This window comes from Pseudomonas mandelii, assembly GCF_900106065.1.
In the GTDB taxonomy this organism is placed as follows: domain Bacteria; phylum Pseudomonadota; class Gammaproteobacteria; order Pseudomonadales; family Pseudomonadaceae; genus Aquipseudomonas; species Aquipseudomonas mandelii.
Window position 1 is genome coordinate 253,412 of the sequence record NZ_LT629796.1, and the last position, 25,260, is coordinate 278,671.

A 25,260-nucleotide genomic window follows, 5' to 3' on the forward strand; every position below is an offset into this window, starting at 1 on the left:
GAGACAGCCTTAACTCGTTGTAGTTCTTGGCTTTTCTTATAAATCTACAGCTCTGATATGCTTTCCGGCCTTTGGTCCGAGGTAGCACCATGCAACTCATCGATATCGGCGTCAACCTGACCAACCCCAGTTTTGCGGATAAGCACCAGGCCGTACTCGATCGCGCGTATGCCGCGGGGGTCTGCCAATTGGTCCTGACCGGCACCAGTGTCGAAGGCAGCGAGCAGGCGCTGGAGCTCTGCCGGCAACTGGACGAAACGGCCCAGCGACTGTTCGCCACCGCAGGCATTCACCCTCATTCGGCCAGCGACTGGAACGCCGACAGCGACCAGCGCCTGCGCAGTTTGCTCAAGGAACCCAACGTGGTAGCCGTGGGTGAATGCGGGCTGGATTTCAATCGCGATTTCTCGCCGCGTCCCCAGCAGGAAAAAGTCCTCGAAGAGCACCTGGCGATGGCGGTCGAGCTGCAATTGCCGGTGTTCCTTCATGAGCGCGATGCCAGTCAGCGACTGCTGGAAATTCTCCGTGATTACCGCGATCAGCTGCCGGCGGCGGTGGTGCATTGCTTCACCGGGGAAAAGAAGGCGCTGTTCAGCTACCTCGATCTGGATTTGCACATCGGCATCACCGGCTGGATCTGCGACGAGCGCCGGGGCACGCATCTGCATCCGTTGGTGAAAGAGATCAAGCGCGGGCGCTTGATGCTGGAGAGCGATGCGCCGTATCTGTTGCCACGCAGCTTGCGACCCAAGCCGAAGAACGGTCGCAATGAACCGGCATATTTGACTGAAGTGCTGCGGGAAGTGGCGTTGCATCGGGGGGAAGCGGAAGAGGATCTGGCCGCCCACACCACCGCCTGCGCTCGCGCGTTCTACGGCCTGCCATCAATCCCCCGGTAACCACAAATCCCCCTGTAGGAGCGAGCCTGCTCGCGATGGCGTCGGCACATCCAACATTAATGTGACTGACAGGGCGCTATCGCGAGCAGGCTCGCTCCTACGGGGGGGGCTGATCGTTGATCCACATCAAGTCCGGAACCTCTGCATAGCGGCACAATGCTGGCACCTTGCCAATGCTGTTTCCGCTATCAGAGAAGACCTCCATGGGTGCCTGGCTTAGCAACATCTCACTGAAGTACAAATTCTGGGCGGTCAATGCGGTCGCCTTCTTCACCACGCTCTTGCTGGTGCTGTACGCCGTGCAGCTCGAACAACAGGCCCGCAGCCACGCCTCTCAAGTGTCGGCTCAGGCGCAGGCTCGCTTGCTCAATGCCTGGCCTGCCGGACAACCGCTGCCCAAGGCCGATAACCTGCTGACCTACAGTCGCGGGCAGGCGCCGTTGCTGAACGAGCAGCCGGTGCTGGAACTGGCCGATGCCAAGGGCTGGGTCAAGATCAATTCAATGCCACTGTTCGGCGACAACCCGTTGATGGGCGCCGAGGTGTTCTCCCGCCCCGACGGTCAGCAGATCGCGGTGATCGCCCATGGCCCGAGCCTGAGCCAGGTGTTTGGCGAACGCTTCGCCAATTACGCGGTGGCGGTGTTCATCCTGATGCTGGCGATGCTGGCCGCTTCACAGCTATTGATCCGCTTCCTGCTGAGCCAACTCAACACCTTGAAAGATGTGATGCTCCACGTCGAGAAAACCGGCGACCTGTCAGCCCGTGTGCCACTCGCCTGCAAGGACGAGGTCGGGCAGATGGCCAATGCCTTCAACGCGATGCAGGCCGGATACCAGCGAGTAGTCAACACCGTTGCCAGCACTGCCCGGCAACTGGATGTCGGCGCGGCACGACTGGCCTCAAGCATGAACGAGGTGCGTCACGGCATGCTCGGCCAGCAAAGCGAAACCGATCAGGCCGCCACGGCGATCAACGAAATGACCGCCACTGTCTATCACATCGCCCAGCATGCCGGCGCGACCCGCGACCTCTCGCAAACCGCCGATACCTTGGCTGGTAGCGGGCAGGAAGTGGTCAGCCGGGTACAGAAATCCATCGCCGGGTTGTCCAGCGGCGTGCAGCAGACGGCCGAGATGATCCAGCGCCTGGCCGAGGACAGTCAGAAAATCAACGGCGTGGTCGGCGTGATCCACAGCATTGCCGAGCAGACCAATCTGCTGGCCCTGAATGCGGCGATCGAAGCGGCCCGCGCCGGCGACATGGGCCGTGGCTTTGCGGTGGTCGCCGATGAAGTGCGTAACCTGGCCAAGCGCGTGCAAACTTCGACCGACGAGATCACGATCATGGTCTCCGCGCTGCAGGCCGGGACTCGGGACGCGGTGGACTTCATGCAGGAAAGCTCATTCAAGGCTGACGACTGCGTGCAACAGGCCCAAGAGGCTGGTGTCGCGCTGGCACAAATCACCAGCGCGGTGGCACAGATGCGCGAAAGCAATACCCAGATTGCGGTGGCGGCCGAGCAGCAGAGTCAGGTCGCGGAAGAAATGAACCGGGCGGTGGTGAGTATTCGGGATGTGACCGAGAACACCGTGCAGCAAACGGTGGATTCGGCGACGACCAGTAATGATTTGGCAGCGTTGGCTGGGGAATTGAACAAGGCGATCGGGCAGCTCAAGCTGTAAGGCCTCTTCGCGGGCAAGCCTCGCTCCTACAAGGGTTGGCGATGCTTTTGGTGTTGCAGGAGCGAGGCTTGCCCGCGAAGGCGTCAGACCGGTCACAATCAATCCCGACCATGGCCGCTATCACTTCGATAGCCAACCTTGATTCGCCGCCCGCAGTGGCCAAGCCTATTCTTCAATCATGTGTTCAACATGGATCGAGGATTAGCATCATGGGCAAACGTCACCCCAACCTACCCGCCTGGCAATGGCGCGCCTACCCGGGCAATCACCAGCACCCGACCAATCTGGTGTTGCACCTGATTGCCGTGCCGCTATTCATCGTGGCGTTTTTGCTGATTGTTTCCGGGGTGTTCGGCCTGAACTTCGTGAACTTCGCCATCGGTGTCATTGGCGTGATCGCTGCATTAGGCTTGCAGCGCCACGGCCACAGCCTGGAGACGCAAGCCTCCGAGCCGTTCAGTGATCGTAAGGATGCGCTATCGCGCTTGCTGGTCGAGCAGTTCCTGACCTTTCCACGGTTTTTCCTCAGCGGCGGCTGGTGGCGCGCCTGGCGTGAGCGCCACCGTCGTCATTGATCAGGCGAAAATCGTCACCGTCTGCCGGCTCATGGCGATCAACTGACCATCCGCGCTCCACAGTTTCGCGGCCGCGTGACCGTAGCCGTCAGCGCCATGCTCGATTTCCACCAGGTATTTGCACCAGTCCAGCGTACTCAACTCGAGCAACGGCTGGACGAATTCTATGGTCCAGGTCAGCGTGCTGCCCATCGCGGGTTTGCTCAGGTGTGGCAACAGGGCCGGTGGCCAGGCGTCCACCAGCGCCAAAATATGCGACTCGCCGAGCGCCTCTTCCTTCACGTCCCCACGCAAACGCACCCAGCCGCCCATATCGCGGGATTTGTTGCCGGTGAACGGCAGACCGCCGACACTCCAGCGCATCGCCAGATGCTGCATGAATTCCGGTAGTACGCCTTTGATATAAGGCAGTTCCTGGCAATCGTCCCAGTGCTTCATTTCAGGTGCCGGCTCGGCCGCGACCGCCACTTCGGAAGGTCGCGAGGCACCGAAGCTGCCCTGGATCAACGTCACCACTTGCCCCTTTTGCATCGCCCGGCCCAGCACCTGGCTGACGGCTTTGCCTTCGCGCAACACATCGACCTCAAAACTGACCGGCACTTCGGGTTCGACCGGCCCGACAAAGGTGATCGCCAGCGAACGCACCGGCCGATCCGCCGGGACTTTTGCGCGCATGGCTTCGTATTGCAACGCGGCCACCAGGCCACCGAAACTGGCACGCCCCTGAGCCCATCCGGCCGGAATAGACAGCGCCAGCGGCTGGCTGCGGACGGCGTCGAGCAGATCGGAAAAGCGCATGGAAACCTCAGTGCGGAAAAAAGATGGAGAGATCTTAACCAGCCAGCGCAGGCGGCACAGCGCTTATTCCGGCCAAAAGCACTGACAGATGAGCCGTGCCTGTCCCTGGTTCAACACCCAAACCACTGTGGGAGCGAGCCTGCTCGCGAAAGCGGTCTGTCAGCCAGCCTTGATGCCGACTGATACACCGCTTTCGCGAGCAGGCTCGCTCCCACATTTGATCGGGGTGGTTTCAGGATTTGAAGCAGGCGTCGCTGAGTTTGTCGAGAACGCGGTCGGCGCGTTCCTCGGCCTTGGCCATGGTGGTTTTCCAGACGGCGACACACGGGTGCAGATCAGGCTCTTGTTCAGCCCTGGCCAGCCATTGAAAACAGTCATGCCACTCACCCAGGGCACCTTGTGCCGACTTCAAACGTGGCATCGCCGCGTCGGGCAATCGGTCAAGTTCGGGGTAGGCGTCAATGCCGTAGCGCACGCGCTTGATCAACAGACGCAAGCGATGGCGATCATGGGCAGGATCGTGCAGGGCCTGATCGAGTTTCTTCCATTGCTTGGCGAGGCGCTTTTCGATGCGTTTGCGCAGGCCCTTGAGCAGGCCCTGACGCTGGGAAGCACGGAGGAAACGCGGAAACGCGTCGAGAATCATCAGTAACTGCGTGACCTCGGGGCTTGTCGCCACCGCCGGATACGCCTTGGCCATCTGCGCCATACGTCGTTGCGCGGCCTCGGGTTGACCGTTCTTGAGCAAGTAGGCCGCCAGCACCTCGCGATCACGCAACGGCGTGGTCAACTCGCCAACCCGGGACGACGCCGCCTCCAGTTGCTCGACGCCTGGCAGCCCGCGCAACGGTCGCAACAGACTGCGCAGCCGGCGAACCGTGGTGCGCAGCTCGTGCAACGCTTCCGGGTCAGTGCGCGCACTCAGGCGCGCCTGGCAAGCCAGCAGACGAACTTCCAGACTCAGTACTTGAGCCACCAACCGATCAACCAAGGCCGACATCGCTTGCTCCCTGAATCGAATGTCCACTATTCCCTACATCATGCCTCAACGGCCGGCACGTGACTCTCGAATATAGAAGCGCGCCTTCTCGGCTTTCTTGGTGCAGCCTTCGAAGCCTTCGAATTGCTGCTGGGTCTTGGCCGCCGTCAACAGCGACAGGGCCTTGGAGTAGCTGACGGTGCCGGCAAAACCCTCGGCCTTGGCCAGATCCAGTTCATGCCACGCCGCGTCGAGTCCACTACCGCAGCTGTCACGATAAGCGGTTTTGCCGGCACAACCGGCAAGCGCCAGGGCAATCAATGGCACGCAAATCCAGGCTTTCATCACTCACACCTCAACATTAGGTAAACAGTCGTGCTGGTAAGACGGTCTGGCACGTGAAAAGTGCCTTGGCCCCGCCGCGCAAACGTCAAGTGTGCTTGAGAATACCCATGCACCGCCATGGAGTGTCGAAAAAACGACGCCCTTGGCCCACCAAGCGACCTAAGCAATTGAAGCGCCCCCCGTGATGGGTGCATTGTTGAACCTTGTCAGACGAGGGCGATTCATGAAAAAGCGTGTCGCACTGGTGCTGGGCTCAGGCGGGGCCCGGGGCTATGCCCATATCGGTGTCATTGAAGAAATCGAACGGCGCGGCTACGACATCGCCTGCATCGCAGGATGCTCGATGGGCGCCGTGGTCGGCGGGATCTATGCCGCCGGCAAACTTGACGATTATCGCGACTGGATCGAAAGCCTGGACTACCTAGACGTCTTGCGTCTGGTAGACGTCAGTTTTCGTCTGGGCGCGATTCGCGGGGAGAAAGTGTTCGGGCAGATCCGCAAGATCGTCGGCGAGATCAACATCGAAGACCTGCGCATCCCTTACACGGCGGTTGCCACGGACCTGACCAACCAGCAGGAAATCTGGTTCCAGGAAGGCTGCCTGCACCAGGCCATGCGCGCCTCGGCAGCGATTCCGAGCCTGTTCACACCCGTGATGCAGGGCAATCGCATGCTGGTGGACGGCGGCATTCTCAACCCTTTGCCGATCGTGCCCGTGGTGTCGAGCCATTGCGACCTGATCATTGCGGTCAACCTCAACTCCACCAACCAGCGCCACTATAAACTGCCGGTGATTGAGCGTCCGCCCGCGTTCAAGACGCGGTTCGACAGCCTGATCAATTCCCTGGGTTCAAAAATGCCGTTCCGCCGTAAGCAGGCCGAACAATTGCTGCTGCTGGAAAAGGAAGCGTTGATGGCCGAAGCGGCCGACATAAACCCCTGGATCGAATCCGCCGAACCCGAAGCCCAGCAACCGGCAGCTGCCCCCGAACGCGAAGGCGCACCGAAATCCGCCACAGGTTCGTTCATCATCGACAACGTGGGCCCGGCGTCGTTGCTGGACCTGATCAACCAGAGTTTCGAGGTGATGCAGACGTCGTTGGCGCAGTACAAGATCGCCGGGTATCCGCCGGACATCCTGATCAACGTGCCGAAACGGGTGTGCCGGTTTTTCGAGTTTTACAAGGCGCCGGAGTTGATCGCGCTGGGGCGGGAGATTGCGCGGGATACGCTGGATAGATACGAGAATGAGCGGGATGCCTGAAGTTTTCGGATGAAGGTGCGGGCCTCTTCGCGGGCAAGCCTCGCTCCTGCAGGATTTGAGTCGTTCGCGAGCTTTGTGAACGATTCACATTCTGTAGGAGCGAGGCTTGCCCGCGAAGACAATAGGCCGGACACCAAAAAGCTAAAGACTTCCCTCACTCAACAACCGATAACCAACCCCCGCTTCGGTAACGATAAAGCGCGGCTGGGTCGGATCATCCGCCAGCTTCTGGCGCAGATGCCCCACCACAATCCGCAAATAATGACTGTCCTCGGTATGGGTCGGCCCCCAGATATCTTTCAGCAGTTGCTGCTGGGTGATCACCCGCCCGGGATGCCGGGCCAGTTGCGCCAGCACCGCATACTCTTTGCGGGTCAGCGCGACTTCGGCGCCATCGAGCAGCACCCGGCGATAGGCCAAGTCCACGGTCAGCGGGCCAAACGTCAGCGCCGCTTGCTGAGCCTCGCCAACGGGGGCCTGACGCAATAACGCACGCACCCGGGCGAGGAATTCCTGGATACCGAACGGCTTGGTCACGTAATCGTTGGCACCGCCATCGAGCGCTTCCACCTTTTGCCCTTCGCTGGCACGCACCGAAAGCACCAGCACCGGCGCCGTCGACCATTCGCGAAACTCGCGCAGCACTTGCTGGCCGTCCATGTCCGGCAGGCCGAGATCGAGCACCAGCAAGTCGGGTTTGTTCAACGCCGCCTGGGCCAGCCCTTCGTTGCCGTTGCCGGCCTCCAGTACCTTGTAACCCTGAGAAGCGAGGCTGATGCGCAGGAATTTGCGGATTTGCGGTTCGTCGTCGATGACCAAAATGGTCGCGGTCTGGCTCATGGTTTCTGATCGTGGCATGGAGATGTCCAAAGGGTATCAGGCTTCACTTTCAAGGCCCGGCTGTTCCTGCAATGGCAAGTGCAGTGTGATGCAGGTGCCGCGCCCTTCAATGCCGTCCGCGACGCTGATCCGACCGCCATGCGCGCCGACCATGCCCTGACAGATCGCCAACCCCAGGCCGGTGCCCTGCCCGCCCCGATCACCACGCGCAGCGGTGTAGAACATGTCGAAAATCTTCGCCCGCTCTTCCTCCGGAATCCCTGGCCCCTCGTCGCTGACCGAGAAAAACAGCTCGCTGTCATTGGCGCCGGCGCGTAATTGCAGACGGCCGTGAGGCGGAGAAAAACGCGCGGCGTTTTCCAGCACATTGACCAGCGCCTGCTCGATCAGCGCGGCATGCACGTACAGCAGCGGCAATTCGGCCGGCACTTCGGTGCTGACCTGCAACGGCGCCAGTACCGCGCGCAGACGATTGAGCGAACTGCCGACAATATCGGCCGGCGACACCCAGTCCCGCGCCAGCTTCAACGCACCGTGACCGAGGCGGGTCATGTCCAGCAGGTTTTGAATGTAACGGTCGAGGCGCTCGGCTTCATCGCGGGTGCCTTCAAGCAGTTCGCGGCGATCCTCCAGCGGGATGGCTTCACCGAGGGCCAGCAGACTGTCGATGCTGCCGCGCATGGAGGTCAGCGGCGTGCGCAAATCGTGGGACACCGACGCCAGCAAGGCGCTGCGCAACTGCTCGGTTTCGCCGTGCAGGCGCGCCGCTTCCAGGTCTTCGGCCAGTTGCGCGCGAGCCAAGGCCTGGGCCAGCGGTTGACTCAACGCCGTCAACAAACGCCGACGCTGACCGCTCAAGGTCTGGCCTTCTTTGGCGCACACACCGAGCAGCGCCAACGGTCCGTCTTCCACCGACAACGGCCACCACCACCAACGCCCGAACGGCAGCGTGCCGGTGCCTGCGCCCGCCGGCTGGTCGTGTTGCCAGGCCCAATCGGCGGCAGCGCGCTCGGCTTCGGAAAACTCCAGCGGGCCGCCGGTCTCGACCTTCCAGCCACCCTGGCCGTCGCGGTTGAGCAGGCACAGTTGCAGATCGCTCCAGCCATTGAGGTGCTGGGCCGCGGCGCTGACCACTGCCTGGCGGTCGGTGGCGGCGGTGAGTTTGCGCGACAGGTCGAGCAGTTCGGTGGTCTCTTCCTGAGTGTCGCGCAATGCTTGCAATTGCCGCCGTTGCCGCGCAGCGAGGTTGCCGGTGAGGGCCGCCATCAGCAGGAAGAACAGCAAGGTCAACACGTCTTCTTCGCGCTGGATGGCGAACGAAAAATTCGGCGGGATAAACAGAAAGTCATAGGTCAGAAACGACAGCGCCGCACAAGCCAGCGCCGGGCCCAGGCTGCTGCGCACCGCCACCAGCAACACGGCGGCGAGGAACACCAGCGATATATTCGGCAGCGGCAAGACGCTCGCCACGGCCCAGGCCAAAGCAGTGGCCAGCACCGTCGCCACGACCGCCAGCGCGTAGTCGAACCACACCAGCGAATGCGCCGAACGCTGACGCGGCTGATGCTGTTCGTGATCACTGTCGAGGACGTTGATTTCCAGCCCCCGCGCATCACGCAGCAAGCGTGATGCCAGACCGCCACCGAACAAGCGCCGACGCAAACGCTGGCGCGATTGACCGACCAGCACCAGGCTGGCACGGCGTTCGGCAGCGTGCTGGATCAATGTTTTTGCGACTTCACCGGCGCGCAGTAACACCACTTCGCCGCCCAGTCGCTCGGCCAGTTGCTGGGCACTTTGCAGGCGCAGTCGCGATTGTTCGTCGCGCACGCTGCCGTTGTCCACGTGCACCAGGCTCCACGGCAGATGCCGACGCTGGGCGACGCGGCTGGCGTGGCGCACCAGGCGTTCGGCCTGAGCATCGCCATCGACGCCGACCAACAATCGACCGCGCACCGCTGGCGCGGCCTGGCCAAGTTGTCGATATCCCTGGGCCAGGTCATCGTCCACCTGCGCAGCGGCGGTTTGCATTGCCAGTTCGCGCAGGGCGGTGAGGTTGGTCTGGGTGAAGAAAGCGTCGATGGCCGCCCGCGCCTGCTCCGGCACGTAGACCTTGCCGTCACGCAGACGCTCAAGCAGTTCGCGTGGCGGCAGGTCGATCAGCAGCAGTTCGTAGGCTTCTTGCAGCACCCAGTCCGGCAGGGTTTCGCGAACCTGCACGCCGGTGATCCCGCGCACTTGATCATTGAGGCTTTCGAGGTGCTGAACGTTGACCGTGGTGAACACGTCGATGCCGGCGGCGAGCAATTCCTGGATGTCTTGCCAGCGCTTGGCGTGACGGCTGCCAGGGGCGTTGGTGTGGGCCAGTTCGTCCACAAGCACCAATTTCGGCTTGGCCGCGAGCAGACCGTCGAGGTCCATTTCTTCGAGCGTGACGCCTCGGTATTCCAAGCGCACCAAGGGCTGCTGCGGCAAGCCGCCGAGCAGCGCTTCGGTCTCGGCGCGGCCGTGGGTTTCAACCACGCCGGCGATGACTTTCACGCCCTGGCGCAATTGGGTGTGAGCCGCTTGCAGCATGGCGTAGGTCTTGCCGACACCGGGCGCGGCGCCGAGGAAAACCTTGAGCCGGCCACGGCCATCGCGGGGCAGGTCTGCTAACAGCGCGTCGGCGCGGCCGGAGTCACTCATTTGTCATTGCCTTATCTTGATTGATCGTTCCCACGCTCCGCGTGGGAATACAGCTCGGGACGCTCCGCGTCTCCTTCAGAGCCGAACGCGGAGCGTCCGTTGATGCATTCCCACGCAGAGCGTGGGAACGATCATCTTCTACAGGTTTTCCAGCGCGATGTTTAGCGCCAACACATTCACCACCGGCGGCCCCACCAATGGCTGCTCAATGTGCGCATTCATCAATTGCTGAAGCGTAGACACCGGCAAATTACGCGCCGCCGCAACACGCGCCAGTTGATAGGCAATCGCCGCCGGTGGCAAGTGGGGATCGAGGCCGCTGCCGGAGGTAGTGAGCATGGCCAACGGCACTGGCCCCTGACCGGGCACCAGCTGTTTGTTGGCATCGTCGATCACCCGAGTGGCCAGCGCCGGATTGCTCGGCGAAAGGTTGCTGGCGCTGCTCGACACGGTGGCAAACGCACCCGCTGATGGCCGTGGATGAAACCAGGCATCGCCAACGAAATCCTGGGCAATCAGCGAAGAGCCACGGACCTTGCCGCCGGCGTCACGCACCAGGCTGCCATTGGCTTGATCCGGGAACGCGACCTGGGCGACGCCAGTGACGACCAAGGGGTAAGCGACGCCGGTGATCAGGGTCATCAGCACGAGCAAGCTCAGGGCCGGACGTATCATTGTGGACATTTCAAAATCCTCGAATTCAAAGAACATTCATCAGGCACACACGTCACTTGTGGCGAGGGAGCTTGCTCCCGCTCGACTGCGAAGCAGTCGTCAACCCGGCAAATGCGGTGTACCTGAACAAACACGGTGTCTGGGATGAGGCCGCTTCGCAGCCCAGCGGGAGCAAGCGCCCTCGCCACAAAAACCCCACCACAGCTCCCGACCGTCAAACCAGGTGCAACGCCGTCAGCAGCATGTCGATCGCCTTGATCCCCACGAACGGCACCACAATCCCGCCCAATCCGTAGACCAGCAAATTGCGTCGCAGCAACGCCGCCGCACTCGCGGCCTGCACTCGAACCCCACGCAGCGCCAGTGGAATCAGCACCACAATGATCAAGGCGTTGAACACGATCGCCGAGAGAATCGCGCTCTGCGGACTGGCCAGGTGCATGACGTTCAGCACGCCCAATTGCGGGTAGATCGAGGCAAACAGCGCCGGCAGGATCGCGAAGTACTTGGCCACGTCGTTGGCGATGGAAAACGTCGTCAGCGCACCGCGGGTCACCAGCAATTCCTTACCGATCTGCACCACGTCCAACAGCTTGGTCGGGTCGCTGTCGAGGTCGACCATGTTCGCCGCCTCGCGCGCTGCTTGCGTACCGTCGTTCATCGCCATGCCGACGTCAGCCTGGGCCAGGGCCGGGGCATCGTTGGCGCCGTCGCCGCACATGGCAACCAGGCGACCGTCGTTCTGTTCGTGGCGAATGCGCGCCAGTTTTTTCTCTGGCGTAGCCTCGGCCAGCACGTCATCGACGCCCGCTTCGGCAGCAATGGCAGCGGCGGTCAGCGGGTTGTCGCCGGTCACCATGACCGTGCGGATGCCCAGTTTGCGCAGCTCGGCAAAACGCTCGCGGATGCCGGGCTTGACCACGTCCTTGAGGTGGATCACACCAAGCAATTTGCCGTCGGCGCAGACCAGTAACGGGGTACCGCCGCTTTGAGCGATCTTGTCGATCTCACGGGACAGCGGCGCGGCCAGGTCGGCGCGTTTCACACCGACGAAGGCCAGCAATGAATCCACCGCGCCTTTGCGATACACACGCCCCTGATAGTCGACACCGGACAGACGGGTTTCCGCGCTGAATGGCACGGCCGTCAGCAACTCGGCGGCGGGTTCAGGTTGTGGCTGAGTGCCGCGCAGGTACTCGACGATGGACTTACCTTCAGCCGTGTCATCGGCCAGCGAGGCAAACAATGCGCCCTCCGCCAGTTCACGGGCGGTGACGCCCGGCGCCGGATGCACTGCGGTGCAGCGACGGTTACCGAAAGTGATGGTGCCGGTCTTGTCCAGCATCAGGACGTGAACGTCCCCCGCTGCTTCCACGGCGCGACCGGATTTGGCGATCACATTCAGGCGCACCAGACGGTCCATCCCGGCAATACCGATGGCGGACAACAAACCGCCAATGGTGGTCGGAATCAACGTGACCAATAACGCCACCAGGAACACCAGCGGCAGGCTGCCGTTGGCGAAGTGGGCGAACGGTTGCAGGGTGACGACTACCAACAGGAAGATCAGGGTCAGGCCGATCAGCAGGATGTCGAGCGCGACTTCGTTCGGGGTTTTCTGGCGTTTGGCGCCTTCGACCAGAGCGATCATGCGGTCCAGTGTCGACTCGCCGGGGTTGGCGGTAATCTTCACCAGCAGCCAGTCAGAGACCAGGCGAGTGTTGCCGGTGACAGCCGAACGGTCGCCCCCGGACTCACGAATCACTGGCGCGGATTCGCCGGTGATCGCCGCTTCGTTGACGGCGGCAATACCTTCGATGACCTCGCCGTCACCGGGGATCATTTCCCCGGCTTCAACGCGCACCACATCACCTTTGCGCAGGCTGGTGGCCGGTACCACTTGAAAGGTGCCGTTACTGGTTTTACGGCGGGCGCTCAAGCCTTCGCTGCCGGCCTTGAGGCTGTCGGCGCGGGCCTTGCCGCGACCTTCGGCCAAGGCTTCGGCAAAGTTGGCGAAGAGCACGGTGAACCACAGCCACAGGGCGATTTGCGCAGCGACGAAGGTCGGCACGGCACTGTCGGGAATGAAGCACAGCACGGTGGTCAGGATCGCGGTCAGTTCGACCACCAGCATCACCGGCGCACGCTGCAATTGCCGTGGGTCGAGCTTGACGAAGGCTTGCACCAGCGCCGGGCGCCAGAGGGCCGAGATCGCAGTTTTGGGTTGTTCCGGCGCCTTGGCGACGACGGTTTTGCTTACAGGCATATTCATGATGGATTCCTTACAAGCCCATACTCAGATGTTCAGCAATAGGACCCAGCGCCAATGTCGGCAGGAAGGTCAAACCACCCACCAGCAAAATGGTCACGGTCAGCAATGTCACGAACAGCGGGCCATGGGTCGGGAAGCTGTTCTGGCCGATCGGTGCGGTTTTCTTCATTGCCAGGCTGCCGGCCAACGCCAGTACCGGGAGGATGTAACCGAAGCGACCGATCAACATGCCAAGACCCAGCATCAGGTTGTGGAACGCCGTGTTGGCACCGAAGCCGCCGAAGGCCGAACCGTTGTTGGCACTGGCCGAGGTGTAGGCGTACAGCAACTGGCTGAAACCGTGGGCACCGGGGTTACTCACCGCCGCGACCGGGCCGGGCAGACTCGCGGCAATCGCACCGAGCACCAGCACGCCGACCGGCATCACCAGCAAGGTCACCACCAGCAACTGGACTTCCTTCGCCTGGAGTTTCTTGCCCAGGTATTCCGGGGTACGACCGATCATCAGGCCGGCGAGGAACACCGCGATCAACACGTTGAGCAACATGCCGTAGAGCCCCGCGCCGACGCCGCCGAAGATCACTTCGCCAACCATCATGTTGACCAATGCGACCATGCCGCTCAGCGGGTTGAGGCTGTCGTGCATGCCGTTGACCGAGCCGTTGGACGCTGCGGTGGTGGTCACCGACCACAGCACCGTGGCGGTCGTGCCGAAGCGCGCTTCCTTGCCTTCCAGCGGCGCGGTCTGTTCGACGGCGACGTTGTTCAGGGTCGGGTTGGGTTGGTATTCAGCCCACAACGAGGTCGCGCCGCCGATCAGGAACAGCGCCAGCATGCAGGCGATGATCGCGCGGCTCTGACGCAGGTCTTTGACGTAGTGGCCGAAGGTGAACACCAGCGCGGCCGGGATCAGAATGATCGAGCCAACTTCGAACAGATTGCTCCACGCTGTCGGGTTCTCGAACGGGTGCGCCGAGTTGACGCCGAAGAAGCCACCGCCGTTGGTGCCCAATTGCTTGATCGCAATCTGGCTGGCGGCCGGGCCGAGTGGAATCACCTGATCGACGCCTTGCATGGTCACGGCATTCACGTACTGCGCGAAGGTTTGCGGCACGCCCTGCCAGACCAGGTACAGCGCCAGCAGCAGGCACAGGGGCAACAGGCCGTAGAGGGTGGCGCGGGTCATGTCGACCCAGAAGTTGCCCAGGGTCTTGCTCGACTTGCGACCAATACCGCGGCACAGCGCAACTAATACCGCCAGGCCGGTGGCGGCGCTGACGAAGTTCTGCACGGTGAGGCCGACCATCTGGCTCAGGTAGCTCAGGGTCGCTTCGCCGCTGTAGGACTGCCAGTTGGTATTGGTCATGAAGCTGACGGCGGTGTTGAACGCTTGCGTCCACTCCTGACCCGGCAGGTTTTGCGGGTTCAACGGCAAGTGGTCCTGGAACAACAGGATCGCGAACAACAGCAAAAAGCCCGCGAGGTTGAAGGCGAGCAAGGCCAGTGTGTATTTCTGCCAGCTCTGTTCGGCCTGCGGATCAACGCCGGCCACCCGATAACAACCACGTTCGACCGGTCCGAGGATCGGCGAAAGCCAGGTGCGCTGGCCTTCCATGACCTTGTAGTAGAACCGCCCAAGGAACGGTGCCGGGATCAGCACCACGGCAAAGAAGGCCAGGATCAGCCAATAGTCATAACTGTGCATAGCCGCTCCTAGTTCCGGTCCGCGCGCAACAGCGCAACCAACAGATAAATGAACAGCCCCACTGCCAATAGCAGTGACACCCCGTCCAGAACGCTCATGGAAGTTCTCCGTGTTACGGCGTATTGCCGCGTGTGGAGTCATTGTCGGCAGGGAGGCTGTAAAGGAGCGAGATCGAGGGGTGTGGCGGGGCATAAAGAATGCGTAAAGAGTGGGTTTATGCCGGCGTTACAGAGGTGTCTGGACCGGCGCCTTCGCGGGCAAGCCTCGCTCCTACAAGGTCACGAGCGCTGCGAATCCTGTAGGAGCGAGGCTTGCCCGCGAAGGCGACATCACAGGCAACAATGCCCCCGACTGGCGCATAAAAACCGCCCATACCGCAGCGAACATCCCCGATACGACACCTTTTTACGCTTTACGACTGCTATCACAACACTGGCACGCCCACTGCAAACGCCTCCCCCCGACGCTTTTCAAACCGTTCAGGGAGCAAACGCATGAACACACAACTCAAACCCACGCTGGGCACGTTGCACCTGTGGGGTATTGCAGTCGGACTGGTGATTTCCGGTGAGTATTTCGGCTGGAGTTACGGCTGGGGCGTGGCCGGAACACTCGGGTTCCTGGTGACCTCGTTCATGGTCGCCACGATGTACACCTGCTTCATTTTCAGCTTCACCGAACTGACCACGGCGATTCCCCATGCTGGCGGCCCCTTTGCCTACAGCCGCCGCGCCTTTGGCGAGAAAGGCGGATTGATCGCCGGGTTGGCGACGCTGATCGAGTTCGTCTTCGCCCCGCCGGCGATTGCCTTGGCTATCGGCGCTTACCTGAATGTGCAATTCCCGGCCCTCGACCCGAAGCACGCAGCGGTCGGCGCCTACATCGTGTTCATGGGCCTGAACATTCTCGGCGTGAAACTGGCCGCCACCTTCGAGTTGATTGTCTGTGTATTGGCCGTGGCGGAACTGCTGGTGTTCATGGGCGTGGTCGCTCCGGCGTTCAGTTTCAGCAACTTTGCGCTCAATGGCTGGGCCGGTTCCGATGTGTTCGGGGTGCCGGCGATTGCCGGGATGTTCGCGGCGATTCCTTTCGCCATCTGGTTCTTCCTCGCCATTGAAGGCGCAGCAATGGCCGCCGAAGAAGCCAAGGATCCGAAACGCACGATTCCCAAGGCCTACATCAGCGGCATCCTGACCCTGGTATTGCTGGCCATGGGCGTGATGTTCTTTGCCGGCGGCGTCGGCGACTGGCGCACCCTGTCGAACATCAACGACCCGCTGCCACAAGCCATGAAAACCGTGGTCGGCGAAAGCTCGGGCTGGTTGCACATGCTGGTGTGGATCGGCCTGTTCGGCCTGGTGGCGAGTTTCCATGGGATCATCCTCGGCTACTCGCGGCAGTTCTTCGCCCTCGCCCGCGCCGGTTACCTGCCGGCGTCGCTGGCCAAACTGTCGCGCTTCCAGACACCCCATCGGGCGATCATTGCCGGCGGCGTAATCGGTATCGCGGCGATCTACAGCGACGGTTTGATCAATCTCGGTGGCATGACGCTGACCGCAGCGATGATCACCATGGCGGTGTTCGGCGCAATCGTGATGTACATCATGAGCATGCTCAGCCTGTTCAAGTTGCGTAAAACCGAACCGAACCTGGAGCGCACCTTCCGCGCGCCGTGCTACCCGCTGGTGCCGATGATTGCGTTGATCCTGGCGGTGGTGTGCCTGGTGGCGATGGCCTGGTTCAACACGTTGATCGGCTTGATCTTCCTCGGCTTCATGGCGGTGGGCTTCGTGTACTTCATGCTCACCGCGCAATTGCGCGCGGATGCACCGGCCGACGCGATGTTGACCGGACTCTGAATGGTCTCAGGTGTTACCGACAGATCAGGCATAGAATGGAACCACCGCGATATGAAATCGCTCAAAGTGGTATGCACGATCGATTGGCGAAACCCGCCAATCGGCCTGCCCTCAAGGAGAGCCCTATGCCCTGGTATGCCTGGTTGATTCTGGTCGTTGCAATCGGCTCGATCGTTGGTGGTTTGATGATGCTGCGTGACACTGCCAACAAGGTCGAACTGACCGAAGAGCAACGTAAACGTGTCGCGGAACGCAACGCGGAAGCGGACGCCAAGGATGCGCAGGACCGCTAAAAAACTGCTGAACAGCTTCTGTAGGAGCGAGGCTTGCCCACGAAGGCGATCTCAGGGACGCCTTCGCGGGCAAGCCTCGCTCCTACGTCCGATTATTTTTCCCAGTCGGCCTTGGCGATGTGCAAGCCATGCAGCCCTTTATACGCAGCACGTTCAGGCTGGCTCCAGCCCTCGAGCAATGAATCCTCCAACCGATAAATCTCCACGCCCAGCGGGCGACAGACGCTGAGCGGATCCTGCGCATCCGGCCCCCACATGGCCAGTGACAGGTCCCCTCCCGGACAGGTCGACAGCGCACACAGCAGATCGATCTCGGCAAAGAACTCCAGGTAATCGCCCTTCTGCGCCGGACAGGCCTTCATGAAGTACATGTCGTCGTGGTTCAGGCCCGTACACTGGAAAATGTTCAGCACGTCATGCACGTCGAACTCGGTCAGGCCATGGGGCAACACGGCGCGCGTCAGGTTGGAGTGGCAGTGATGATGGAAGTCCTCGCCGGTGAGCATTTTGTTCACATAGGGATCGCAGCGCGTACCCAGCAAATCGTGCAAACGCCCCCCATGTTCATCGATGCCGTAATCGGCCAGGCTGTCGTCGGTGATGGTCACCAGCGGCCGTAAAAAAGGCAGGTTCGACCAGAGCCGGTCATGGGTGCTGACATGGGCGCCCTGCAGTTGCCGGGTCCGCGCCGCCCACAAACGCTCGCGCGGGTCGTTGGCGTTCCAGACATTGAAGTCGCCGACTTGCGGGCCGACCGGCGTGGTCACACGAAACACGTGCCCGGCCGGCACGTTCCAGGCGCGACCGGTGCGGATCGGCACTTCAAACTGCTCGATCAGCGTGCGGCCTTCCCTGGTGTCGCGAATCCGTTCGTAGAAGGCTTTGTCCACCTGCAAGGCCGAGCCTTTGCTGACTTGATAGGCCGCCGGATAGTCTTTGTACATGACACACATCCTCGATCAGTGATGGGGGGTTGGGGCAAGCATTCGCAACAGAAGGTGTTCAGAGTCATCGAGGTAAGCGCTCATCGCGTCTGCGGCGGCGCGCTTGTCGCCCTCAGCGAGAAAGTCATGGATCTGCCGGTCGCGAGCCAGCCAGGGCGCCTGAAAACGTGATTCATCGGGCGCGGCGCAGAACGCCAGGCGCAGTTGCGCAACAACGTTGGTGAAAAACTCATCGAACAATGGGCTGCGCAGCAACCCGACGATGTGTTGATGAAACGCCAGGCTGTGGGTGCCGACGGCGCGCCAGTCCTCGCGTTCCCGGGCCAGCTCGGTGGCCTCCAGCGCCTCGAGCATCCGGCCCGATTGATCATCGCGCAATGGCGGGCTCACGCTGATGGCTTGCAGTTCCAGGGTACGCCGGACCTTGAACAAATCCCGAACATCATCCTGACCCAGCTTGCGCACCATCACGCCCTTGTTGCGCACGTAACGAGTCAGTCCATCCTGCCCCAGGCGGTGCAACGCTTCACGAATGGTGTTACGGGAGGCGTTGTAGGCAAACACCAATTCGTTTTCCACCAGCGCCATACCAGGCAGCAGGCGACCGCCTATGATGTCGGCGCGCAACTCCAATGTGATGTGATCGGCCAGGGACAGTCCACTGTTCATGCTCATCGCCTCGTGATTGTTCAACAATCGTCAGCTGACAAGTAATCACTATTCGTGCCAGCTGAATCGATGCGGCAGGACGAAGTTGGTCGCATCTGCATGCTTTTTAGAAGTAGAAGTACAGTCACCATCCCATTTTCATTGGTTAAGATGGCGCATTGTTGCGGAGATTTCAGATGCGTTACTCGCAGGACCATAAAGCCCAGACCCATCAACGCATCATCAAGGAAGCATCGGCGCGATTTCGCCGCGACGGTATTGGCGCGACCGGCCTGCAACCCCTGATGAAAGCGCTGGGGCTGACCCACGGCGGGTTCTACTCGCATTTCAAGTCCAAGGACGAACTGGTGGAAAAGGCCCTGCAGGCCGCCGGCGAACAGTGCGACGCCATCTGTGCCGAGCTGTTCGCGCAGGAGCACCCGCTGGAAGCATTCATCGACACCTATCTGTCTGAATGGCACCAGACATCACCCGATCAGGGTTGCCCGCTGCCGACCATGTCCTCGGAGCTTGGATTGCGCGGACAACCCAGTCCGACCTCTGACGTGGTGCTCAATTCGAGGCTGGAACAAGTGCAAGGCACGCTTGAAGGCGAAGATGCGGCCGACCGCAGCATCTTCATTATGTCGGCCCTGGTCGGGGCGTTGTTGCTGTCGCGCAGTGTCGAGAATCCGGAGATGGCCCAGCGGATTCTCGACGTGACACGCGAATTTCTCAAACAGCCCTGGGATTAATCCTGCCAGCGTTTGAAGAGCACGCTGGCATTGACCCCGCCAAACCCGAAGCCATTGGACAGTGCATACTCGATCGCCATCGGCCGCGCCTGACCGTGGACGATGTCCACGCCTTGCGCCGCCGGGTCCGGGTTTTCGAAATTGAGGGTGGGCGGCACGACTTGATCGCGGATCGCCAACAGCGTGAAGATCGCCTCAATCCCGCCCGCCGCCCCCAGCAAATGCCCGGTGGCGGACTTGGTCGATGTCACCGCGATCTTGTTGTCCGAACCGAACAATGACTTGATGGCCGCCAATTCTCCAAGGTCCCCAACCGGGGTCGAGGTGGCGTGAGCGTTGAGATGCTGCACCTGTGCGGCAGAAATGCCCGCCTGGGCCAGGGCCAGCGACATCGCCCGACGCGCGCCGCTGCCATCTTCGGGGCCGGCAGTCAGGTGATAGGCATCGGCACTGGTGCCGTATCCGACCAGTTCGGCCAAGGGCTGAGCCCCACGGGCAAGGGCATGTTCAAGCGATTCGATCACCAGAAGGCCTGCACCTTCCCCCATCACGAAACCATCACGACCACTGTCGAATGGCCGAGAGGCACGCTCCGGGGTGTCGTTATAACCACTGGACAAGGCACGCGCAGCCGCGAAGCCGGCGAGGCTGACCCGATCGATCGCGGCTTCCGCGCCCCCGCACACGGCGATATCCGCCTCACCACAACGAATCAGCCGCGCCGCATCGCCAATCGCCTGGACCCCGGCCGCGCACGCTGTCACCGGAGCACCCAGCGGGCCTTTGAAACCATGCTGGATCGACACATGACCGGCCGCGAGGTTGACCAGAAAGGAAGGAATGGTAAATGGCGACAAACGTCGCGGACCGCGGCTGTCGGTTGTACGGACCGCATCGGCAATTGCGCCGAAACCACCCACGCCCGAGCCGATAATCGTCGCGGTGCGCTCCTGAGCATTAGCGTCTTGCGCTTGCCAACCGGACTGCTCCACCGCCTGGCGCGCGGCCTCCATGGCAAACATAATGAAGCGGTCCATTTTTTTCTGCTCTTTGGGCGGCGTCGCCCGGTCCGGGTCGAAACCCGCCTCGGGATCTTCCGTCATGGAGAGCACCGCGCCGCCGACCTTGGCCGGCAGATCAGCGACCACTTCGTCAGGCAACTGACGCAACCCGGAGCGTCCAGCCAACAGGCGCCCCCAGACCACCTCGACATCGCTACCCAGCGGGGACACCAGGCCCATGCCCGTTACAACCACTCGACGATTACTCATACTGCAATTACCTCAAGCCGATTGAAGGCGCCTCACTTGTAACGCGTGGCGGCCGTACTTTTGGAAAGATTCGGGGCCATCACCAGACGAGCTTTTACAAAGTCATCCCACTCGGAGGCGTTCGGCAACGATGGAATGGTGATCAACTCACCCTGGTCCAGACCGGACAATGCCGCATCGACCATCTCCCCGGCTTCCATCACCATGTCTGCGGGAATCTGAGTAGCGTCGATACCGGAGCGCTCCCAGATCTCGGTGCGTGTTACGCCTGGCAACACCGCCTGGACCTTGACCCCGGTACCGTCCAGTTCCGCGTTCAACGACTGCGTCAGACTTAACACATAAGCCTTGCTCGCGCTGTAAGTCGCGTTGAATCGCTCAGGAAACAACGCCACTACCGAGGCGATATTGATGATCGTGCCACGGCCAGCCTTTGCGAAAGCGGCGGCCGCTGCCGATGCCAGGCGCGTGACGGTGGTGACGTTGAGCTGGATCAGCTTTTCCATCTGGTCCATGTCGGAATTGGCCAACAGACCATCCGTTGCGACACCGGCATTGTTGAGCAGCAGGCTGATACTCGAATCGCTGCGTAGACGCTGTTCGAGCTTCAGAACGTCATCTTTTTGTGTGAGGTCTGCCTTGAGCACTTCGACCTGGACACCATGCTCGGCGCGCAACTTGCTCGCCGCTGCCTGCAAGCGTTCCTCGTCGCGAGCGACCAGCAACAGATCAAAACCACGCGCCGCCAACCGCTCAGCGTAGATGGCGCCGATTCCGGAGGAGGCTCCGGTGACGAGGGCGGTTCCTTGGGTCTGGACAGAATTCATGAGCGTGCTCCTGGGAGGATGCGATTGGAAGATGAGCGTCAGCTTTGGCAGACTCAGGAATTATTATAGGCATAATCCAAAGACAATATGATAGTCGTAATTTTTTACATGCCGATAGAAGGCAAGCCGCCGTCCTTAACGCCAAAATGCAAAAAGGCCGGTCAATGACCGGCCTCTTGGGCGTTTATCTAAAGCTTAGTTCACTTCCAGCTTCTCGCGGTTCTTATCCAGAATCGCCTTGCCTATCCCCTTCACTTCCAGCAATTCGTCCACGGACGAAAATGGCCCATTACTGTCACGATAAGCAACAATCGCCTTGGCTTTGGCCTCCCCAATACCGGATAGCTCACGCTGCAGCGTCGGTGCATCAGCTCCATTGAGGTCGACTTTGCCAGACAGCGCCTTAGGCGCGACTTCCAGCGCAATAGGTGCGTTAATAGCCTCAGACTTTGCCGCAGGCGCGGCGATGGCAGCAATAGAGGCGCTGGTCAGTAGGGCGAAAACCAGAGAGTAGAAATAGCCTGTACGCATAAATGAAGCTCCATGACATCGATTGAGAAAGCAGCTTTTCCGAAGCTGCCTTCCAAACTTAGGCGATGTGGTGGGGCTGTCAAAAGTGTGTCTGTTGCAGGATGTGAAACAATCAGGGTTCGAGGCGGCGTTGTTGATAGATCCAGTCGACGATTTCGCCGTCGGGGGTGTAGCCGCTGACAGTTTCGCGCAGGAGTTGGCGGACGCGTCCGTAGTCGTCCTGATCAACAGCATTCAGCAATTCCGTCAGACGTACCTTGAGCACATCCCAAGGCAAATGGTCCTCGTTGGCACACATGATCATCGGGTGTTGAGTCGCCGCTACGTTATCGCCAATCAGCAGCTCCTCATAAAGCTTTTCGCCAGGGCGCAGCCCAGTGAATGCGATGGAAATATCACCGTGGATATTCTTGTCCGATCGGACACTCAGGCCTGACAAATGAATCATTTTCTCTGCCAGCTCGACAATTTTTACCGGTTCCCCCATGTCCAGAACGAAAACATCACCTCCCTGCCCCATAGAGCCGGCCTGGATCACCAGTTGGGCCGCTTCCGGGATTGTCATGAAATAACGGGTGATTTTCGGGTGGGTGACCGTCAACGGGCCGCCGGATTTGATCTGGCTGTGAAACAGCGGGATGACTGAACCGGAGGACCCCAGAACATTGCCGAATCGAACCATTGTGAAGCGGGTTTTGTTCACTCGCGAGACATTGGTCGTATCGCCAAACAACACCGGCGCAAGTTCTCGACTGAGGGCCTGCAGCGTTAGTTCGGCAAGGCGTTTAGTGCTGCCCATAACATTTGTCGGACGCACCGCTTTGTCTGTCGAGATCAACACAAAGTTTGCTACGCCTGCCTGCAACGCTGCCTGAGCGGTATTGAGCGTACCGATCACATTGTTGAGAACACCTTCTGCGATGTTGTGCTCAACCATCGGAACATGCTTATAAGCGGCGGCGTGATAAACAGTGTCCACGTGCCAGGTTTTCATGACATCCAGCAACTTGTCCTGATTGCGTACAGAACCCAAAATCGGCAAAAGACGAACAGATAAAGACTCTCGCGATATCCGCTGCTCAAGCTCGGACAAGATGCTGTAAAGATTGAATTCACTGTGCTCAAACAGCAAAAGCGTGGTGGGACGCAAAGCCAGAATCTGGCGACATAGTTCGGAACCGATTGATCCTCCAGCCCCCGTCACCAGTACCGACTGACCCTTGATGCAATGCTCAAGCAAGTCATCCTGGGCCGGAACAGCATCACGACCCAAAAGGTCAGCGATGTCTACTTCCTGGATATCGTCGACTTTTACCCGACCACTGGCCAGGTCCATGAAACCGGGAACGCTTCGAACGTGGAGAGGGAAACCTTCAAGGAAACCGAGAATCTCCCGGCGGCGACCACGGGAGGCGGAAGGAATGGCTAATAGAATTTCCTGCGCGCCGGTTTCATCGATCATTTGCTGGATGTGCTTGGGCTTATAAACTTGCAATCCGGAAATGACGCGAGCGGCGATACTTTTGTCATCGTCAATAAAGGCCACCGGGCGCATGATTCGCCCCATTCGCAACGCCGCTACCAACTGGTTCCCCGCGGCTCCAGCACCAAAAATAGCAACCCGGGGCAGTCCATCATCCCGATTGGTGAAAGGCACATGCTGCGCCGCAGCAAACCAATCACCCAGGAAATATTGACGCATTGCCAGGCGCAAACCACCGACCATAATCAGGCTCAACCACCAGTAGTTGAAGATGATGGAGCGAGGGACAATGTTCTGATGGTTGCTGTACCAGTAAACGATTACGCCGAGGATCAGAGAAGATAAGCTGACTGCCTTGATGATTGCGATCAGCGCATCATTCCCGAAGTAACGCATCACGGCACGATACATGCCGAAACGGATAAACAAAGGGATAGCGACGACTGGAGCACTCAGAAACAGCCACGAATGGACGATAAGTGGATTGACCATATCATCTATGCCGAGGCGTACCAAAAATGCCAACCATAACGCCGCCCATACTAAAACGACGTCAGCCGAAACCTGAATCAGTCGCTTCTGGCGACGTGGCAGCCCCAGCAACAATGTGCGTAACTTGTCCATAACTCCGTCGTACACCTCGAACCGCTCCCCATTGATCGTGTGTGACGAGTGTACGTCTCTCTGACGCACTCGTTACTTTAAAAATTCCATGAATCAACTGCTGATTGTCTATTTTTCTTCCATTTCGCCCGCATGAAATTTTACCGCCAGAATTACAAGAGGGATGTATGCGATGAGCAAACCAAATGCTCCGTTCAACCCTGAACAAGCAACAAATAGCGCCACGGGCAACAGCCACGCAATATTAATTGCCCCAACAGCAAGAGTGACGGGTAGATGTTTTTGGTATCGGCGGGATGCAAATTGATACGCATGACTGCGATGAGCTTCGTAGACTTTCTCTCCCCCTATCAGCCGACGTAGCAGCGTGAAAGTCGCGTCCACGATGAAAACGCCTAACAAAATCAACCATGACCAAAGTAGCTGCGGTGAAATCCACGCCGCCTGTATTGAAATCACACCCAGCACCATGCCGAGAAATCCGCTACCCGAGTCCCCCATGAAAATGCGTGCTGGAGGGAAATTCCAGAACAGGAAACCGGCCACTGCCATGGCTAGCATTGCCGGGACCCACATCTGATTCTGGAACCCGCTCAACCAGTAAAGCAAGCAGGCGCAAAGGCAGACGGTAACCGCCTCGACACCTGCGATACCATCAATGCCATCCATGAAGTTGTACAAATTCAGCATCCACACCAGGTAGATCGTAGCCAATACATGTCCCAGCCAGCCTAGATCCAACGAGTGGCCAAAGAAATCAAGCGAGGGTAGGCCATCGAGCCAGAACAAGGCCCAGACGGCTCCAGCAAAATGGCCAAGCAAACGCCACCGAACTGGCACATGACTGTGGTCATCCAACCAGCCGAGAAGCGCAATGCCAGCCCCAGCCCCCAGCAAGGCAAAAATATAATTCCAGTCGATGACTCCAACAAGGCCGAGAACCGGTAGTGCTGCAAGGAAACTGAAAGCGATGGCTATACCACCAGCCCTTGGCGTAGGTATGGAATGCGAACTGCGACCGTTTGGAATATCCATAAGGCTGCGAGCCAGAGCAAAACGACGCAAGGCTCCCGTTAGCGCCAGAGAAACGCTAGCTATTACCGGCAACGACAACCAAAGAGCCATCAAAGAGGTACCCAAAAAAGTGCGAAGTATAACGCCTGCTCCTTCAGACCTCTCGCACTTGCTATCCGACGTGATTGACCAGATAGACATGGATTACGCGCAGAAATCAGAATCAGGGGCTGGTAGATCGAACGGTTCATCGACGCCCGAGCCCGCAAGAAGCTGACCCGGGATT

Annotated in this window: 23 protein-coding genes; 7 read left to right on the top strand and 16 right to left on the bottom strand. The window is 60.1% G+C overall.

Features of this window, described 5'->3' with window-relative positions; genetic code table 11:
- The first annotated feature begins 89 nt into the window (after positions 1 to 89).
- From BLU63_RS01065 to BLU63_RS01075, 3 genes are all read left to right on the top strand, one after another.
- Positions 90 to 899: a TatD family hydrolase gene (locus BLU63_RS01065; protein WP_083374710.1), complete on the top strand. Its 810-nt coding sequence runs from the start codon at positions 90 to 92 to the stop codon at positions 897 to 899.
- Between the two features lie 203 nt (positions 900 to 1,102).
- The gene (locus tag BLU63_RS01070) at positions 1,103 to 2,584 is read left to right on the top strand and encodes a methyl-accepting chemotaxis protein (RefSeq protein ID WP_077747924.1); all 1,482 of its coding nucleotides are present in this window, start codon (positions 1,103 to 1,105) and stop codon (positions 2,582 to 2,584) included.
- Between the two features lie 209 nt (positions 2,585 to 2,793).
- Positions 2,794 to 3,159 carry a terminase gene (locus BLU63_RS01075; RefSeq protein ID WP_010461619.1) on the top strand — a complete coding sequence of 122 codons (366 nt, stop codon included), beginning with the start codon at positions 2,794 to 2,796 and terminating at the stop codon, positions 3,157 to 3,159.
- Here the strand turns inward: BLU63_RS01075 and BLU63_RS01080 are convergent, their stop codons facing one another.
- The 3 genes from BLU63_RS01080 to BLU63_RS01090 all read right to left on the bottom strand — a co-directional run bounded on the left by BLU63_RS01080 (position 3,160) and on the right by BLU63_RS01090 (position 5,281).
- Entirely contained in the window at positions 3,160 to 3,957 is a 798-nt protein-coding gene (locus BLU63_RS01080; RefSeq protein ID WP_010461621.1) for an acyl-CoA thioesterase, read from the bottom strand. It abuts the gene before it with no gap.
- Positions 3,958 to 4,189: 232 nt separating this feature from the next.
- Complete coding sequence (locus BLU63_RS01085; RefSeq protein WP_010461622.1) at positions 4,190 to 4,957, bottom strand: CHAD domain-containing protein; 768 nt, start codon at positions 4,955 to 4,957, stop codon at positions 4,190 to 4,192.
- Positions 4,958 to 5,002: 45 nt separating this feature from the next.
- Positions 5,003 to 5,281 carry a hypothetical protein gene (locus BLU63_RS01090; RefSeq protein ID WP_010461623.1) on the bottom strand — a complete coding sequence of 93 codons (279 nt, stop codon included), beginning with the start codon at positions 5,279 to 5,281 and terminating at the stop codon, positions 5,003 to 5,005.
- Positions 5,282 to 5,504: 223 nt separating this feature from the next.
- On the opposite strand from BLU63_RS01090, the gene BLU63_RS01095 reads away from it, so the two are divergent.
- Positions 5,505 to 6,545, top strand: coding sequence for a patatin-like phospholipase family protein (locus tag BLU63_RS01095; RefSeq protein WP_083374711.1), 1,041 nt, complete (start codon positions 5,505 to 5,507; stop codon positions 6,543 to 6,545).
- A 141-nt stretch (positions 6,546 to 6,686) separates the two neighbouring features.
- Here the strand turns inward: BLU63_RS01095 and BLU63_RS01100 are convergent, their stop codons facing one another.
- The 6 genes from BLU63_RS01100 to kdpF form a co-directional block, all read right to left on the bottom strand.
- Positions 6,687 to 7,385, bottom strand: coding sequence for a response regulator (locus BLU63_RS01100; RefSeq protein WP_010461630.1), 699 nt, complete (start codon positions 7,383 to 7,385; stop codon positions 6,687 to 6,689).
- 36 nt (positions 7,386 to 7,421) lie between these two features.
- Positions 7,422 to 10,073 (bottom strand): sensor histidine kinase, encoded by a 2,652-nt coding sequence (locus BLU63_RS01105; RefSeq protein WP_083374712.1) that lies wholly within the window; start codon positions 10,071 to 10,073, stop codon positions 7,422 to 7,424.
- A gap of 138 nt (positions 10,074 to 10,211) precedes the next feature.
- Positions 10,212 to 10,757, bottom strand: a complete 546-nt coding sequence (gene kdpC / locus BLU63_RS01110) for a potassium-transporting ATPase subunit KdpC (RefSeq protein WP_077748028.1) — start codon at positions 10,755 to 10,757, stop codon at positions 10,212 to 10,214.
- 205 nt (positions 10,758 to 10,962) lie between these two features.
- A complete protein-coding gene (gene kdpB, locus BLU63_RS01115) occupies positions 10,963 to 13,020 on the bottom strand; it encodes a potassium-transporting ATPase subunit KdpB (RefSeq protein WP_083374713.1) in 2,058 nt (685 codons plus the stop codon).
- A gap of 10 nt (positions 13,021 to 13,030) precedes the next feature.
- Positions 13,031 to 14,725, bottom strand: a complete 1,695-nt coding sequence (gene kdpA / locus BLU63_RS01120; protein WP_083374714.1) for a potassium-transporting ATPase subunit KdpA — start codon at positions 14,723 to 14,725, stop codon at positions 13,031 to 13,033.
- A gap of 8 nt (positions 14,726 to 14,733) precedes the next feature.
- Positions 14,734 to 14,823: a K(+)-transporting ATPase subunit F gene (kdpF, locus tag BLU63_RS01125; protein WP_007899818.1), complete on the bottom strand. Its 90-nt coding sequence runs from the start codon at positions 14,821 to 14,823 to the stop codon at positions 14,734 to 14,736.
- Between the two features lie 396 nt (positions 14,824 to 15,219).
- On the opposite strand from kdpF, the gene eat reads away from it, so the two are divergent.
- Entirely contained in the window at positions 15,220 to 16,584 is a 1,365-nt protein-coding gene (eat, locus tag BLU63_RS01130) for an ethanolamine permease (RefSeq protein WP_083374715.1), read from the top strand.
- Between the two features lie 125 nt (positions 16,585 to 16,709).
- Positions 16,710 to 16,877 (top strand): DUF2897 family protein, encoded by a 168-nt coding sequence (locus BLU63_RS01135; RefSeq protein ID WP_010461642.1) that lies wholly within the window; start codon positions 16,710 to 16,712, stop codon positions 16,875 to 16,877.
- Positions 16,878 to 16,969: 92 nt separating this feature from the next.
- Here BLU63_RS01135 and BLU63_RS01140 read toward each other — a convergent pair whose 3' ends face one another.
- Entirely contained in the window at positions 16,970 to 17,821 is an 852-nt protein-coding gene (locus BLU63_RS01140; protein ID WP_077747932.1) for an urea carboxylase-associated family protein, read from the bottom strand.
- Positions 17,822 to 17,836: 15 nt separating this feature from the next.
- Complete coding sequence (locus tag BLU63_RS01145) at positions 17,837 to 18,490, bottom strand: GntR family transcriptional regulator (RefSeq protein WP_083374716.1); 654 nt, start codon at positions 18,488 to 18,490, stop codon at positions 17,837 to 17,839.
- Between the two features lie 176 nt (positions 18,491 to 18,666).
- On the opposite strand from BLU63_RS01145, the gene BLU63_RS01150 reads away from it, so the two are divergent.
- The gene (locus BLU63_RS01150; RefSeq protein WP_010461651.1) at positions 18,667 to 19,224 is read left to right on the top strand and encodes a TetR/AcrR family transcriptional regulator; all 558 of its coding nucleotides are present in this window, start codon (positions 18,667 to 18,669) and stop codon (positions 19,222 to 19,224) included.
- Here the strand turns inward: BLU63_RS01150 and fabF are convergent.
- The 5 genes from fabF to BLU63_RS01175 form a co-directional block, all read right to left on the bottom strand.
- Complete coding sequence (gene fabF / locus BLU63_RS01155) at positions 19,221 to 20,495, bottom strand: beta-ketoacyl-ACP synthase II (protein ID WP_010461652.1); 1,275 nt, start codon at positions 20,493 to 20,495, stop codon at positions 19,221 to 19,223. The genes BLU63_RS01150 and fabF overlap by 4 nt on opposite strands.
- Positions 20,496 to 20,527: 32 nt before the next feature.
- On the bottom strand, positions 20,528 to 21,322 hold the full coding sequence (locus BLU63_RS01160; RefSeq protein ID WP_083374717.1) for an SDR family NAD(P)-dependent oxidoreductase: 795 nt from the start codon (positions 21,320 to 21,322) through the stop codon (positions 20,528 to 20,530).
- 195 nt (positions 21,323 to 21,517) lie between these two features.
- The gene (locus tag BLU63_RS01165) at positions 21,518 to 21,853 is read right to left on the bottom strand and encodes a ComEA family DNA-binding protein (protein ID WP_083374718.1); all 336 of its coding nucleotides are present in this window, start codon (positions 21,851 to 21,853) and stop codon (positions 21,518 to 21,520) included.
- A 112-nt stretch (positions 21,854 to 21,965) separates the two neighbouring features.
- Positions 21,966 to 23,960 (bottom strand): polysaccharide biosynthesis protein, encoded by a 1,995-nt coding sequence (locus tag BLU63_RS01170; protein WP_083377234.1) that lies wholly within the window; start codon positions 23,958 to 23,960, stop codon positions 21,966 to 21,968.
- Positions 23,961 to 24,068: 108 nt separating this feature from the next.
- Entirely contained in the window at positions 24,069 to 25,085 is a 1,017-nt protein-coding gene (locus BLU63_RS01175) for an MraY family glycosyltransferase (protein ID WP_083374719.1), read from the bottom strand.
- Positions 25,086 to 25,260: the final 175 nt, after the last annotated feature.

What these genes read in the sequence shown, in the direction of transcription:
- BLU63_RS01075 (WP_010461619.1), top strand. Translation starts at nt 2,794, where the DNA reads ATGGGCAAACGTCACCCCAACCTACCCGCCTGGCAATGGCGCGCCTAC.
- BLU63_RS01070 (WP_077747924.1), top strand. Translation starts at nt 1,103, where the DNA reads ATGGGTGCCTGGCTTAGCAACATCTCACTGAAGTACAAATTCTGGGCG.
- BLU63_RS01145 (WP_083374716.1), bottom strand. Translation starts at nt 18,490, where the DNA reads ATGAACAGTGGACTGTCCCTGGCCGATCACATCACATTGGAGTTGCGC.
- eat (WP_083374715.1), top strand. Translation starts at nt 15,220, where the DNA reads ATGAACACACAACTCAAACCCACGCTGGGCACGTTGCACCTGTGGGGT.
- BLU63_RS01170 (WP_083377234.1), bottom strand. Translation starts at nt 23,960, where the DNA reads ATGGACAAGTTACGCACATTGTTGCTGGGGCTGCCACGTCGCCAGAAG.
- BLU63_RS01135 (WP_010461642.1), top strand. Translation starts at nt 16,710, where the DNA reads ATGCCCTGGTATGCCTGGTTGATTCTGGTCGTTGCAATCGGCTCGATC.
- kdpB (WP_083374713.1), bottom strand. Translation starts at nt 13,020, where the DNA reads ATGAATATGCCTGTAAGCAAAACCGTCGTCGCCAAGGCGCCGGAACAA.
- BLU63_RS01095 (WP_083374711.1), top strand. Translation starts at nt 5,505, where the DNA reads ATGAAAAAGCGTGTCGCACTGGTGCTGGGCTCAGGCGGGGCCCGGGGC.
- kdpA (WP_083374714.1), bottom strand. Translation starts at nt 14,725, where the DNA reads ATGCACAGTTATGACTATTGGCTGATCCTGGCCTTCTTTGCCGTGGTG.
- kdpC (WP_077748028.1), bottom strand. Translation starts at nt 10,757, where the DNA reads ATGTCCACAATGATACGTCCGGCCCTGAGCTTGCTCGTGCTGATGACC.
- BLU63_RS01175 (WP_083374719.1), bottom strand. Translation starts at nt 25,085, where the DNA reads ATGGCTCTTTGGTTGTCGTTGCCGGTAATAGCTAGCGTTTCTCTGGCG.
- BLU63_RS01085 (WP_010461622.1), bottom strand. Translation starts at nt 4,957, where the DNA reads ATGTCGGCCTTGGTTGATCGGTTGGTGGCTCAAGTACTGAGTCTGGAA.
- BLU63_RS01150 (WP_010461651.1), top strand. Translation starts at nt 18,667, where the DNA reads ATGCGTTACTCGCAGGACCATAAAGCCCAGACCCATCAACGCATCATC.
- fabF (WP_010461652.1), bottom strand. Translation starts at nt 20,495, where the DNA reads ATGAGTAATCGTCGAGTGGTTGTAACGGGCATGGGCCTGGTGTCCCCG.
- kdpF (WP_007899818.1), bottom strand. Translation starts at nt 14,823, where the DNA reads ATGAGCGTTCTGGACGGGGTGTCACTGCTATTGGCAGTGGGGCTGTTC.
- BLU63_RS01160 (WP_083374717.1), bottom strand. Translation starts at nt 21,322, where the DNA reads ATGAATTCTGTCCAGACCCAAGGAACCGCCCTCGTCACCGGAGCCTCC.
- BLU63_RS01165 (WP_083374718.1), bottom strand. Translation starts at nt 21,853, where the DNA reads ATGCGTACAGGCTATTTCTACTCTCTGGTTTTCGCCCTACTGACCAGC.
- BLU63_RS01080 (WP_010461621.1), bottom strand. Translation starts at nt 3,957, where the DNA reads ATGCGCTTTTCCGATCTGCTCGACGCCGTCCGCAGCCAGCCGCTGGCG.
- BLU63_RS01140 (WP_077747932.1), bottom strand. Translation starts at nt 17,821, where the DNA reads ATGTACAAAGACTATCCGGCGGCCTATCAAGTCAGCAAAGGCTCGGCC.
- BLU63_RS01065 (WP_083374710.1), top strand. Translation starts at nt 90, where the DNA reads ATGCAACTCATCGATATCGGCGTCAACCTGACCAACCCCAGTTTTGCG.
- BLU63_RS01105 (WP_083374712.1), bottom strand. Translation starts at nt 10,073, where the DNA reads ATGAGTGACTCCGGCCGCGCCGACGCGCTGTTAGCAGACCTGCCCCGC.
- BLU63_RS01100 (WP_010461630.1), bottom strand. Translation starts at nt 7,385, where the DNA reads ATGAGCCAGACCGCGACCATTTTGGTCATCGACGACGAACCGCAAATC.
- BLU63_RS01090 (WP_010461623.1), bottom strand. Translation starts at nt 5,281, where the DNA reads ATGAAAGCCTGGATTTGCGTGCCATTGATTGCCCTGGCGCTTGCCGGT.